The following is a 13,558-nucleotide window of genomic DNA, read 5'->3' as shown; positions in this document are numbered from 1 at the left end:
GGTGTTCTGGTAGGTGTTGGTCGGGAACAGGCTGGAACTGCCATAGGCGTAGACGCCGTTGCCGGAGGACGGCGCCGTGAGCGGGCCGCTGGTCACGGCGTTGGCGAAGCCGTTGGCGGTCTGCGAGTAGCGCCCCGTATTGGTGTGGTAGGACGCCGTGTAGGTGGCGCCGGGCGTGAGCGTCACCGGGTTCGAGAAGGTGGCGGTCTGCCAGCCGCTCGCGGTCTCGTTGAAGAAGGTCGCGGTGGCGAGCTTCTGGCCGGTGCTCGACCACAGGGTGCCGGTATGAGTGCCGGTATCCTGGGTGCCCTTGTAGAACTTGACCGCGCTGACCGTGCCGGCGGTCGAGGCCTGGAACTTCACCCCGAGTTCGACCGGGTTGAGGTCGTTGGTGTTGGTCGCGGCCGGCGTGGCCGAGGACGAGAACAGGCTGACCGGGCCGGTGCCGGGCGCCGAGACCGTGAGCGCGACAGTCGCCGACGAGGTGCCGCCGCGCCCGTCCGAGATCGCGTAGCTGAAGCCGGCGGCCCCCGTGTAGTTGGCGGTCGGCGTGAAGGTGACGGTGGCGTTGGTCGGGTTGAGCGAGACGGTGCCGTTGGTGGGGGCGCTCACGCCGGTGACCGTGAGCGGGTCGCCGTTCGGGTCGGTGTCGTTGGCGAGCAACGTCGCGGTCGAGAACGTCACCGCGGTGTTCTGCGTCACCGCCGGGCCGGTATCGTTGACGGCAGTCGGCCCCTGGTTCGTCGGCGTGCCGGAGGACGGGTTGAACAGGACGTCGACCCAGAAGTTGGTGTTGCTGAAAGTCTGAGTCGGGAACTGGCTCGTGTTGCTGTAGACGAAGACGCCGTTGCTGCCGCCGGCCGCCGAGAGCGGGCCGCTGGTGACTGCGTTGTCGAAGTAGTTCACGTCGCTCGAATAATGCCCGAGCGTCGAGTAATAGGAGGCGGTGTAGGTCGTGCCCGGGTTGATGGTGATCGGGGTCGAGAAGGTGGCGGTCTGCCAGCCGTCCTTGGTCTCGTTGTTGAAGGTCGTCGTGGCGAGCTTCTGCCCGGTGCTCGACCACAGGGTGCCGACATGGACCCCGCGATCGAGGGAGCTCTTGTAGAAGCGGATGCCGCTGATCGTGCCGGTGGTGGAGCTCTGGAACCGGACGCCGAGCTCGACCGGCGTGCTGTCGACGGTGTTGGTGACCGTCGGTTTCGCCGCGCCGGAGAACAGGGTCAGGGAGGGCGACGGCGTCACCGTCAGGCTGCGCCCGGCGGACGGGCTCTCCATGTTGATGCTGTCGTCGGTCGCCCGGGTGCGGATCATGTAGGTCCCGGCGACCTGCGGCGCGAAGGTGTAGCTCCAGTTCTCGTCGCCGGTGGCGGCGCGCCAGGTGACGCCGTTATCGGTCGAGACCTCGACGGCCGCGACCACCCCGCCGCCGGCATCCGTGGCGGTGCCGGTGATCGTGACGGGCGTGAATGCCGCCACGCTGGACCCTGTGGTCGGCGTGGTGATGGTCGAGGTCGGCGCGGTGTGGTCGGTCGAGGCGGAGGCCGGTTTGAGGTTCGGGTCGAGGGTTCCCGGTTGCACGCCCATATCGGCGAGCAGGTTGACCATCGCCTGCTGGATCCGCGGATCGGTCGGCGTCGCCTCGTTGTCGTGGTTGGCCGACAGGCCCCAAGACCAGTAGACGGTGCCGGCCCCGAAGACGAGGGCGCCGCTCGGCGCCCGGTAGAGCGTCAGGCTGTGGGTCGCCGTGCCCTTGCCGGTGGTGTTGCCGTAATCCTGCAGATAGGTCGACTGGTCGAGGGTGGTCGAGGACAGCCGCACCAGCCCGGCCGGAGCCGAGTTGTTGTCGGGCGCCTCGTCCCACTCGTAGCCGAGATAGTTCTTGTTCAGCGAGGCGGTCTGGCCCGGCTGCAGGTTGGCGATGCTGGTATTGCGCCAGAAGCGCTGGTTGGCGTCGTCGTACGGCACCGTGATCGTGTCGAGAACGTAGGCATCGACCTGGAAGATCGTGCCCGTCAGGGCATTCTCGGGGTCGTTGTTGCCGACCGTGCCGGCCGGCCCGCGGGGATCGCGCCAGGTGCCGGTCCATTGGTTGCTCGGATCGGCGTTCTGGTCGGCGTCCCAGGTCTCCTTGTACGAGACCAGCGTGCGGTACGGCGTGGCGTCGCTGCTGATGCTGTTGGAAAACCGCGTGCGCCAGTAGACCTCGTTGCCGCTCCAGAAGGCCAGGTTGACGCCGGCATCCCGCGCCGCCTCGACGTTGTCGCGCTGCGGGCCAGACCAGTACTCGTCGTGGCCGACATCGAGGTACATCTTGTGGTTCTTGAGCAGGCTGCCATACCGGTCGGCATCGGCGCCCGACATGTACGAGACGTCGTAGCCGTTCTGCTCGAGCCACATGATCGCCGGGAACTCGGCGCCGTAGATGTAGTCCTGCGGTCCGGCCGCGAGGCCGCCGCCGCGGGTGGTGATCGGCCGGTTGTAGCTGACCGCGTAGGCGCGGCCCGCGCCCTGGCCGGTGGCCGGGCCGTTGCCGCCGTAGAAGTTGGCCCCGCCCCAGGGATTGTAGGCCTGCCAGGTCTGGTCGGCGGTCTGGAAGATGATGTCGCTGTGGCTCGAGTCGTCCCGGACGATGAACGGGATCTCGTTCTCGCCGGCCACGCCGTCCTGGCGCGTCAGCTTGGCGATGTAGACGCCCGAGACCGCGTCCGTCGGCACGGTCCAGGAGGCCGAGATCGACCAGTTGCCGGCATCGACCATCCCGGTCGCCGCGTCGCGCAGCGGCGTCGGCTGGACCTGCCGCCCGGTCCGCTGGATCGTATCGATCTTGCGCGCGCCGAGGCCGCCGTAATAGCCGAGCCGGTAGATGTCGATCCGATAGTTGTTCGAATCGGTGTCGATCTTGAAGTTGACCGTCTTGCCGACATTCGTGCTGATATCGGTGGCGAAGCCCTCGATGTTGTCGTCGCCGGAGCCGTTGATGCCCCACTCGCTGACCGGGCTGCCGAGCTTCTGGTTCTCGAGCACGATCTTGTTGGCGGCGGTGGCCGTGGCGGTGCCGGAGGTGCTCAGCGAGTTGGCGCTCAGCGAGTTGACGGTCACGCCGGGGGAGGGCTTCGACGTGGCGACCGCGGTCGTGATCGGGCCGCTCATGCGGGGAATCTGGGTCTTGCCCGGGCCGGCCGCGGCAGTCTCCGCCCCGCCGGGCAGGGTGGTGATGGCACCGACCGGCGCGCTGCTGCCGTAACCGGGCAATTGCCCGTTGGTCGACAGGATGGTGCTGGCCGGCAGGTCGAGGATCCGGGACGGGCAGCTCACGTAGCCGCAGGAGCCGCAGCAGAACACGGCGTTCGATGCGGCGGACGGGGCCGGGGTCACGGCGAGGTCCTTGATGGTCTGGACCGGCGCCGCCGCGTCGGGCGTACCGCTCGAGCCGACGGGCGCCGCGCTCAGACGTGCCGCGACCTTGCTCGCAGATGCGGAATCGTCCCCGGCTGCGGTTGCCGCATTCAGCGATTCGCCCGCTCCAGGCATTTGGGACGATGCATTGCCGCCGGTCTGGACCGGATTCAGGGTCTGATCGGCGGTTGTCTCGTCGGAATAGAGCATGGAATCTGCTTTCGACAAGAAGGATTCGCGGTGAACGGCACTGTCACATTTGGACCTGCATTGTGGAAGGAGCCTTAGGCCGGCTGCGTGCATGGCCTTTCGGTGCAAGCGATAACTTCCGCGTACGCCTTAAGGCGGTATTCCATGATTGGTTCGGACGCGCTTTGAGTCGGCGGCAGATCGCGGTCGGACACCCGGCCGTCATTTGGCCGTTATTGCCGCTTTTGCAAGTCGTCGCAGGTCTCTCGACGAGGTCATGCTTCGCGCCGTCAGTCGTTGCAAGCGGAGCGGTCGATCCGACGACCGGAATGGTCTGTGGCGGGTCATGAGATCTCGAAATCGACGCGCAGCTTCGCTGCATTCAGCGCGGCGCCTCATCACCCGCTGCCGGGATGCGTCCCATAACGGGACGATCATTCATCTTATGTATGGTGATGGATACGCGCTATCCGACAGGTGGCAGAACCAAACATCGCGTTATCGATACGGCCAAGTTGCTGCACTGCACCGACAGCTTGAGAGTTGTCGGTGTCGATCTCTTGATGTGGGGACCGCCATCTGCCGCACGGATTAAAAATCATTGCGCCCATTTTCGCCGGGAGAACCGGCGAATCGCCTGCCTTCCGCCGATCGTTGCAGGAATATTTGATAAAGTATCGGCAAGACTACGCTGATTAACCCAGGCTTGACAGGCAAACATTGCTACTTATTGTCCGCCTCGCGCATCGGGTCGGGCCCCGGACGGGCCCTGATCTTTTTCTGACAGCGCATCGATGCCACCGCGCTCCGCGGTTCGGCTGCCTTTCCACAGATTCGGAAGTGATACATGGCTTATCAAACGGTCGCGCAGCCTTTTGCGCCGAGCAGCATTTGGAACACCCCGATTGGGTCGAACGCCCAGTTCCAGTCTGCATCCGGAGCGCAGACCGCCTCCATCCAGCACCAAGCCGGCGTCAACACCTGGATCGGCCAGGACGCGGTTCCGATCTATCAGGCGAAATCGACCGACCCGCTGGCCACCTGGAGCTATGACAGCCGGGCCACCAACGCCGACTGGACCTTCGGCAACACCTCGTCGATGAACGGCACGTTCCAGATGCGGACGCCGACCGACGTGCAGTTCAAGACCGCCGACGGCTGGGCGATCATCGTCTCCGAGGACGGCCAGCACTACATCGAGACCTGGCTCGGCTCGAAGACCGGCGGCAACAGCTACCACGCCAACTACGTCGTCGAGAACACCCTGACGGGTGACGGCATCGCCAACGTGCCGGGCGCGCACGAGGGCATCCGGGCCGCCGGCATGTCGCTGATGGGCGGCGTGGTGCAGAAGGCGGATCTCGACGCGGGCCACATCGACCACGCCGTGGCGATGGCGATCTCGACGACCCAGGCCGGCTCGGCGAAGTCCCCCTATGTCTGGCCGGCGACCGCCGCCGACGGCTTCAGCGGCAGCTATTCCGGCACCATCCCGATCGGCTCGCTGTTCGCGATCCCGAAGGACGTCGACCTGAACGCGATCGGCATCAAGACCGCCGAGGGCATGGCGCTGGCCAAGGCCTACCAGAACTACGGCGGCTACGTCACCGACACCTCCGGCCCCAACACGATGCAGCTCGCCTACCTCGAGTCGGGCGTGAGCCAGAGCCAGGCCGACAACCTGTTCAAGGACATGGGCGCCATCCGTGCCCACCTGGAGATGGTGACGAACAACACCGCCTCGACCCCGGCGGGCGGCGGCGACCACGCCGTGACCCCGCCGGTCACCACGGCGCCGCCGGCGACCTCGCCGATCGTCACCGCGCCGACCACCCCGGCGGCTCCGGCCACCGGCGGCACGGCCCAGCCGACCGTCAGCCTCGGCAGCGGGTCCGACCAGCTGCTGCTGAAGATCAGCCAGGACGCCTATCGCGGCGACGCGCAGTACACCATCTCGGTGGACGGCAAGCAGATCGGCGGGGTCCAGACCGCGAAGTCCCTGCACAGCGCGGGTCAGTCCGACCTGATCTCGGTGCGCGGCGATTGGGGCCAGGGCAACCACGACGTGGCGGTCAAGTTCCTCAACGACGCCTGGGGCGGCACGGATGCGACCGACCGTAACCTCTACGTCGACAGCGCCACCTATGCCGGCCAGAACGTCCAGGGCGCCCACCTGACCCTGGCCGATGCGGGCACCAAGCACTTCACCTTCCACGACTACCTCGTCTGAGGGTCGTGACGCCCCGCCCGCCCCTGGCGGGCGGGGTTTCCCCGAGCGCGTCCCTCCCGCCTCATCATCGCTGCGCCGCCCGCCGTGACTGGCCGGGCCCGTTGCCGCGCGCCGAACGGAGCCCAGCAACCCCGTGACCTTTCTCGATCCCCGCCCCGATCTCCGCCTTCCGGGAGCCGGCACCGTCCGGCGCGCCCGCGACGCCGCCCGCCACCTGGCCGAACCGGCCCTGCATGGGGGGCGCGACCGCTTCGCCGCCTCCGGCGCGGAGACCGAGGCTGCCGCTCCCGAGGAGGGCCTGCGCAGCGACGCGCTGACGGCCTTCGGCCTCGGCCGGTCCCGGGCCGCCTCGGCCCCGCCGATGGTGGCGGCGCTGGCGCGCCTGCGCCACGTCGTCCTCGGGGTCGCGGTCCTGAGCGGCGCCGTCAACCTGCTGGCGCTCGCCGGCTCGTTCTACATGCTCGAAGTCTACGACCGGGTGATCCCGAGCCGCAGCGTGCCGACCCTGGTGGGCCTGAGCCTGATCGTGCTGGTGCTCTATCTCGGCCAGGGCTTCTTCGACCTGATCCGGTCGCGCCTGCTGCTGCGGGCCGGGCGTGCCTTCGACGAATCCCTGAGCCGGCAGGTCTTCCGCGCCGTGGTCACCCTGCCGTTGCGCGGCCGGGCGGAGGCCGACGGCCTCAGGCCGATGCGCGACCTCGACCAGATCCGCGCCGCGCTCGCCGGCGGGGGCCCCGGCGCCCTGTTCGACCTGCCCTGGGTCCCGGTCTATCTCGGCCTGCTCTTCGCCTTCCACGTCTGGATCGGGTTCACCGCGCTCTTCGGCGCCCTGGCCCTCGTCGGCCTGACGGCGCTCGCCGAGATCCTCACCCGCCACCACGCCCGCGACGCCCGCGAGGCCGGAGCTGCCCGCGGCTTCGTCGCCGAGGCGAGCCGGCGCAACGCCGAGACCGTGCGGGCGATGGGCATGGAGCCCGACCTGGCCGGCATCTGGGCCCGGGCCAACGCCGCCTCCCACGCCACCCAGGAGCGCACCGCCGAGATCACCGGGGCGATCCACAACGCCTCGAAGATCCTGCGGGTGGTGCTGCAATCGGCGGTGCTCGGCGTCGGCGCCTTCCTGGTGATCCGCCAGGAGGCGACCGCGGGCGTCATCATCGCCGGCTCGATCCTGAGCGCCCGGGCGCTGGCGCCGATCGACCAGGCGATCGGCTACTGGAAGACCTTCTCGTCGGCCCGCGAGTGCTGGCGCCATCTCGGGGCGGCGCTGTCGGCCGCCGGCGAGGAGCCGGAGGGCCTGGCCCTGCCGGCGCCGCGCGACGGGATCACCGTCGAGCAGGCGAGCGTCGGCCCGCCCGGGGGCCAGCGCCTCACCGCCCTCGACGTCAGCCTGGCGCTCGCGCCGGGGCAGGGGCTCGGCATCGTCGGCCACAGCGCCTCGGGCAAGTCGTCGCTCGCCCGCCTGCTCGTCGGGATCTGGCCGGCGGCCCGCGGCGCGGTGCGCCTCGACGGTGCCCGCATCGACCAGTGGCGGCCGCAGGATCTCGGGCGCCATATCGGCTACCTGCCGCAGGAGGTCGAGCTGTTCCCCGGAACGGTGGCGGCCAACATCGCGCGCTTCCGGCCCGGCGCCGAGGCCGACGGGATCATCGCGGCGGCCAAGGCCGCGCGGGTCCACGACCTGATCCTGTCCCTGCCGGAGGGCTACCAGACCCAGATCGGCGAGCGCGGCGCGCTCCTGTCCGCCGGCCAGCGCCAGCGTCTGGCGCTCGCCCGCGCGCTCTACGGCGACCCCTTCCTGGTGGTGCTCGACGAGCCCAACGCCAACCTCGACCAGGAGGGCGAGGCGGCACTCACCGAGGCGATCGCCGGGGTGCGGGCGCGGGGCGGCATCGTGGTGGTGATCGCCCACCGGCCGAGCGCGCTGGCGGCGGTCGACCAGGTGATGGTGATGGCGCAGGGCCGCGTCCAGGCGCTCGGCCCCCGCGACGAGGTCCTGCCCACCCTCAACCGGCCCCGCGCCATGCCGCCGCATGCCATGCCGGCGGAGCGGCCGATGCAGGCCGGTTCGGCGAGCTTCGCGCCCGGCTTCACCCTCAAGCTCGCCCAGGGAGGGCGCTCGTGATGAGCCCGATCACGCCCGACACGCAACGCTCGATCCGCCGGCACCTGCTGGCCGGCGCGATCGGCGGCGCATTCCTGTTCGTCGGCGCCGGCGGCTGGGCGGCGCTCGCCGAGTTCTCCGGCGCCGTCGTCACCGCCGGCTCGCTGGTGGTCGAGTCCGACGTCAAGAAGGTGCAGCATCCGACCGGCGGCGTCGTCGGCGAGTTGCGCGTGAAGAACGGCGACCGGGTCTCCGCCGGCGACGTGCTCCTGCGTCTCGACGAGACGGTGCTGCAGGCGAACCTCGCCATCGTCACCCGTTCGATCGACGAATCGACCGCCCGCCGGGCCCGGCTCGATGCCGAGCGCGACGGGGCGTCCGACGTCACCTTCCCGTCCGCGCTGACGGCGCGGGCCGCCGACCCCGTGGTGGCCGGGCTGATCAACGGCGAGCGCCGGCTGTTCCAGACCCGGGTGAGTGCCCGCGAGGGCCAGAAGTCCCAGCTCGCCGAGCGGGTCGGCCAGCTCGACGAGCAGATCCGCGGCCTCGACGAGCAGATCGCCGCCAAGGCCCGGGAGATCGTCCTGATCGAGCGGGAGCTCGGCGGGGTGCGCGACCTGTGGGAGAAGAAGCTGGTGCCGATCCAGCGGGTGAGCGCACTCGAGCGCGACCTCGCACGGCTGGAGGGCGAGAAGGGGACGCTGGTCTCGACCATCGCGCAGGTGCGCGGCCGCATCACCGAGACGCGGCTGCAGATCCTGCAGATCGACCAGGATCTGCGCACCGAGGTCGGCAAGGAGCTGGCCGAGATCCGCAGCAAGACGTCGGAATATGCCGAGCGGCGCATCACCGCCGAGGACCAGCTGAAGCGCGTCGAGATCCGGGCGCCGCAGGACGGGCTCGTCCATCAGCTGGCGGTCCACACCGTCGGCGGCGTCGTGGCGCCGGGCGCCGAGATCATGCAGATCGTGCCGACCGCCGACCACCTGACGGTCGAGGCCAAGCTCGCGCCGCAGGACATCGACCAGGTCCATGTCGGGCAGGCGGCGTCCCTGCGCTTCTCGGCCTTCAACCAGCGCACCACGCCGACCATCACCGGCGCGGTGTCACGGATCTCCCCCGACCTCACCACCGACCCGCGCACCGGCCAGGGCTACTATACCACCCGGGTCGCCGTGCCGGACGACGAACTGAAGCGCCTCGGCGCTGTGCGGCTCACCCCCGGCATGCCGGTCGAGGCCTTCATCCAGACCCAGTCGCGCACGGTGCTGAGCTATTTCACCAAGCCGCTCGCCGATCAGGTCGCGCGCGCGTTCCGGGAGAAATGAGGGGTCATGCGCTGTCCGGAAGATTTCCTCCGGAAAGCGCATGACAAGCCCGCGCGGCGCTCGAGCGAAGCTGCTTTTCCGCATCGCGAAGCGATCCGCCAGGATCGCCTGACGCGATCAATCGGAAACTTTATGAGGCCCGGTCTTCGAGACCGGGCCTCGCGATTCCTCAGCCTCCGATGGCGCCGGAGGCGCCGACCACGGCCACCACCAGCCCGCAGGCCAGGACACCGATCATCGCATAGGTGATGGTCTTCAGCATCGACGGTCCTCGTTGTGCCGGGTTGGATGGTACCCGCCATAAGCCAGTTGCGTGCCAACGCAGCCTCGGCGGCGGGCGGCTCCTGGGTAGAACGGCGACCGCAGCGGAAGGTTCACTGCATCGCACAAATTCGGCGAACCCAATTGAAACGGGGGCGTCGAACTGTGCGTCGGCGCGTGTCGGGCGGTTCGGTGTGACCGAAGGCCTGGCAAAGTGCGCGCTGATGAACCCTGCCCCTTCGCGAGCTATCGCATTCACGCGACGTCAGCTGAAGTACGGGTCTCACCGCTCCTCGCAGGCGCAGGGCTGTACGAGGCAAGACAAGGCGTGGGTCTCCCGTCTCCCCGACGGCTCCGGGCTTGCCCGGGAGCTGTCGGGGAGACGGGGATGCACACGACGCGATGTGTGAATCGACGAGCCTCCGCGGGGGAGGGTGCCCGGCGGAGCCGGGCGGGAGAGGGGCAGCGCGACGCTGAACGACGTGGCGCCCGTTGTCGCGGTCGCGACGTATCCGGAAACGTGGTTCCTTCTGTCCCGGCTCACGGCGTTCGCCCCTGAACCCTCCCCCGCAGAGGGGGGAGGATTCAGGAGCGCGAAGCTTCGAAGGACGAACTACTGCTGCTGAAGGCGCTTACGCCGCCTCGCGCGACAGCTTGATCGTCTCGCGCTGGATCAGGTCGCGGTAGAAGCCGTCGAGATGCACCAGGCGATCGGGCGAGCCGTCCTGGATCACCTGGCCGCCATCGAGAACGACGATCCGGTCGAAGTCCTTCAGGGTCGAGAGCCGGTGCGCGATGGCGATCACGGTGCGGCCCTTCATCAGGTTGCCGAGCGCCTCGCGGATCGCCTCCTCCGACTCGGTGTCGAGGGCCGAGGTCGCCTCGTCGAGGAGCAGGATCGGCGAGTCCTTCAGGATGGCGCGGGCCACCGCGATGCGCTGGCGCTGGCCGCCCGAGAGCTTCACGCCGCGGTCGCCCACGATGGTGTCGAAGCCGCCGGGCAGGTCGTTGATGAAGTCGGTGCAGCGGGCGGCCGCGGCCGCGGCCCACACCTCCTCGTCGGTGGCCTCCGGCCGGCCGTAGCGGATGTTCTCGCGTAAAGAGCGATGGAAGAGCGAGATGTCCTGCGGCACCACCGTGATCGCCTCGCGCAGGGATTCCTGCGTGACCCGGCCGATATCCTGGCCGTCGATCAGGATGCGGCCTTTCTGCGGGTCGTAGAAGCGCTGGAGCAGGGTGAACAGGGTCGACTTGCCGCCGCCGGAGCGGCCGACGAGGCCGACGCGCTGGCCGGGCTGGATGTCGAGGTTGAAGTCGCCGAACACCTCGCGGCCGTCCGGATAGTTGAACGCCACGTTCTCGAAGGTGATGCGGGCGCCCTCGCCGACGAGGGGCTTGGCCTCCGGGTGGTCGCGCAGGTCGTGCGGCTGCAGCAGGGTGCGCAGGGCTTCCGACAGGCGGGCGGTGTGCTGGGTGACATCCACCAGGGCGACCGCGAGGTCGCGGGTCGCCGCCAGGATGGTGATGCCGAGCGTGCAGACCAGCACCACCTGGCCGGCGGTCGCGGCGCCCGCCTCCCACATCTTGATCGCCCAGAACAGCAGGCCGAGCACCGCCACGACGGTGATCAGGGCGTGCATGATGCGCAGGCGCTCGAGATAGAGGAGCGAGCGGCGCCGCGCCTTCATCTCGGTGCCGATGGTCTGGTCGAAGCGGGCGAATTCGCGCTTGTAGGCCGAGAAGGCGCGCACGAGCGGCATGTTGCTCACGAGATCGACCATCTCGCCGTCGACGGAAGCCGCCTTCTCGGCGAAGTCGTGGTGCAGCGGCTTGCCCGCGGCGGCGATGCGGAACATCAGCACCACCACGCCGCCGCAGATCACGAGCAGGCCGAGCGCCATCGGCACGCTGACGCTGCCGACGTAGAGGATGGCGCCGAACGCCGCCGCGCAGGGCGGCATCACGTTCCAGACGAACATGTTCTCGGCGGTGAAGATCGCGTTCGAGGTCGCGGTGATGCGGCTCGCCAGCGTCCCCGGCTGCCGGTCCGCGAAGTAGGACGGCGAGTGCCCGGTCAGGTGCTGGAACAGGTCGCGGCGGATGTCGCCGGTGACGTTCACGAAGGTGAAGCTGGCGATCAGACTCGCCACCCGCCACAGCATGTTGTCGGCGGCGATGAAGCAGATCAGCACGGTCAGCGCCGGCCAGATCAGGTTCGCCTCCGGTCCCTTGCCGAGGGCGTCGACGACGCCCTTCAGCCCGTATTGGGTGCTGACGGAGCAGGCCACGGCGCCCAGGACCGCGACCAGGATGGCCGCGTGGGGCACGATGCGGCGCCGCAGGTAGCGGGCCACGAAGGCCCAGGGCCGGTTGGCGTACGCGCAGAGGTCATCCATCGTGGCGATCGATCCCGGTTCTTCGCACGCGTGCGGCCCACGGTCGGGAGAGGGACGGGATGCAAGAATCCCGCCGCAGCCTCTCCGCACTCTCCCGCAGGCCCCACCCGCTTCTCGCAACGCGCAAGCGTCGCCTTGTGTTGCAGGCGAATGGTGCTGGCCGTCCTTTAATCCGCCGTTCCTGAACGGGAGTTGAGCGGCATTGCGCTGCAACCTGATTCTTCCGTCCCGTTTCAGGGCTCCCGCGCGCGCCGGGTCTCCGGCATGATCGCCACCACCAGGACGAGGGCGACGAAGGCCACAGCCGAGAGGCCCAGGAAGGCGGCGTGGGAGCCGAAATGGTCGGCCATGTAGCCCGACAGCGTGGTGCTGGCCGCCGCTCCCAGGCCCATCGCGGTGCCGACGGAGCCCAGCGCCATGTTGAACCGGCCGGTGCCGCGGGTGCAGTCGGCCACGATCAGCGGCACCATCACGCCGAGCACCGCGGCCGAGATGCCGTCGAAGACCTGCACCGCCACCAGGAGCTCGGGCGCATCCGTGTAGGCGAAGAGCAGGCCGCGGATCGGCAGGGCGGCGAAGCCGATGACGAGGAGCGGGCGACGGCCATAGGCCTGCGCCGCCCGGCCCACCGCCGGGGCGATCAGCGCCATCACCATCTGCGGGGCCATGATGCAGGCGGCGATCAGGATGGTGGCGGTCTGGCTCGTGCGCACCGTGAGCACGCTGCCGACGAGCGGCAGCATCGCCGCGTTGGCGACGAAGAACAGGGTGATGCAGGCGGCAAAGCACAGGAGCGCCCGGTTGGTGAGGAGGAGCTTCAGGCTCGCCCACCCGCCCGGCGCCTCGGTGCCCCCGGGCGCCTGGGGGCGCACCACGTCGATCTCGCTCGCGCGCACGAACCACAGGGCGGCGAGCGTCGGCAGCGCCAGGGCCGCCGTGACGTAGAACACCGCCTCGCTCGACAGGTAGTAGCCGCAGGCCCCCATGCCGGCGGCGGCCAGCGCGTTGCCGATCGAGGAGAAGCGGGCGTTGCGCCCGAGCCGTTCCCCCAGGCCCGCATGACCGACGAGGCCGAGGCTGATCGCCGCGATGGCGGGCGTGAGCGTGCAGCTCGCGATCGAGTGCGCCGCCATGGAGAGCGCCACGATCAGGAAGGTCGGGAACAGCGCCAGGCCGGCGGCCGAGAGGCCGATCACCGCCACCGACAGGGCGGCGACGAAGCGCTTGGAGGTGACCCAGTCGACGTAGGCGCCGCCGGGAACCTGTCCGAACAGGCTGAACAGCCCGCCGATGGTGAGGACCAGGCCGATATCGGCCTGGGTCCAGCTCTGGGAGGTGAAGTAGACCGCCACGAACGGGCCGAAGCCCGTCTGCAGGTTGGCGACGAAGAACGTGAAGGCGTCGAGGCCGCGGCTGCTGGTGAGCGAGGGCGCCGGCTTCTCCCACCGCCGGCCCGCGGACGCGCCGGCCCGATCCCGGCCCGGGTCCTGTCGCGTCAGCTCCTGCCTCGGATCGTGACGGGGGTCCGGTCGCATCTCTGAACGAGGGACCTCCCGGTCACGATGGGCAAGGGGGCGGCGATGGGCCTGGCGCGGTCGCGTCATTTGTCCGGCGGGTTGCGCGCCGCGGCCTCGTCGGGAGCCGGCGCCGGGGG

At 69.5% G+C, this 13,558-nt stretch carries 6 protein-coding genes; 3 read left to right on the top strand and 3 right to left on the bottom strand.

The window, feature by feature from the left end; genetic code table 11:
- Positions 1–3,531: N,N-dimethylformamidase beta subunit family domain-containing protein (locus VQ03_RS14050; protein WP_425350070.1), on the bottom strand; the 3,531-nt coding region annotated here is incomplete at its 3' end.
- Between the two features lie 901 nt (positions 3,532–4,432).
- Between VQ03_RS14050 and VQ03_RS14045 the strand changes: the two genes are divergently transcribed.
- The 3 genes from VQ03_RS14045 to VQ03_RS14035 all read left to right on the top strand — a co-directional run bounded on the left by VQ03_RS14045 (position 4,433) and on the right by VQ03_RS14035 (position 9,247).
- Positions 4,433–5,815, top strand: a complete 1,383-nt coding sequence (locus VQ03_RS14045; protein ID WP_048451511.1) for a carbohydrate-binding domain-containing protein — start codon at positions 4,433–4,435, stop codon at positions 5,813–5,815.
- A 133-nt stretch (positions 5,816–5,948) separates the two neighbouring features.
- Positions 5,949–7,940: a type I secretion system permease/ATPase gene (locus VQ03_RS14040; RefSeq protein WP_157064105.1), complete on the top strand. Its 1,992-nt coding sequence runs from the start codon at positions 5,949–5,951 to the stop codon at positions 7,938–7,940.
- Positions 7,940–9,247 carry an HlyD family type I secretion periplasmic adaptor subunit gene (locus VQ03_RS14035; RefSeq protein WP_048451510.1) on the top strand — a complete coding sequence of 436 codons (1,308 nt, stop codon included), beginning with the start codon at positions 7,940–7,942 and terminating at the stop codon, positions 9,245–9,247. The genes VQ03_RS14040 and VQ03_RS14035 overlap by 1 nt, the downstream gene beginning before the upstream one ends.
- Before the next feature lie 893 nt (positions 9,248–10,140).
- Here the strand turns inward: VQ03_RS14035 and VQ03_RS14030 are convergent.
- Both VQ03_RS14030 and VQ03_RS14025 read right to left on the bottom strand, forming a co-directional pair.
- Positions 10,141–11,904, bottom strand: a complete 1,764-nt coding sequence (locus VQ03_RS14030) for an ABC transporter ATP-binding protein (RefSeq protein ID WP_048451509.1) — start codon at positions 11,902–11,904, stop codon at positions 10,141–10,143.
- 233 nt (positions 11,905–12,137) lie between these two features.
- Positions 12,138–13,508, bottom strand: a complete 1,371-nt coding sequence (locus VQ03_RS14025; protein ID WP_048451508.1) for an MFS transporter — start codon at positions 13,506–13,508, stop codon at positions 12,138–12,140.
- Between the last annotated feature and the right edge of the window lie 50 nt (positions 13,509–13,558).

Source organism: Methylobacterium tarhaniae, assembly GCF_001043955.1.
In the GTDB taxonomy this organism is placed as follows: Bacteria; Pseudomonadota; Alphaproteobacteria; order Rhizobiales; family Beijerinckiaceae; genus Methylobacterium; species Methylobacterium tarhaniae.
Note: the sequence above shows the minus strand (reverse complement) of the source record. Positions and strands in the feature narration are given on the sequence as shown.

Bases quoted from the DNA above. Each gene is read 5' to 3' on its own strand.
- VQ03_RS14030 (WP_048451509.1), bottom strand. From the start codon at position 11,904: ATGGATGACCTCTGCGCGTACGCCAACCGGCCCTGGGCCTTCGTGGCC.
- VQ03_RS14025 (WP_048451508.1), bottom strand. From the start codon at position 13,508: ATGACGCGACCGCGCCAGGCCCATCGCCGCCCCCTTGCCCATCGTGAC.
- VQ03_RS14045 (WP_048451511.1), top strand. From the start codon at position 4,433: ATGGCTTATCAAACGGTCGCGCAGCCTTTTGCGCCGAGCAGCATTTGG.
- VQ03_RS14035 (WP_048451510.1), top strand. From the start codon at position 7,940: ATGAGCCCGATCACGCCCGACACGCAACGCTCGATCCGCCGGCACCTG.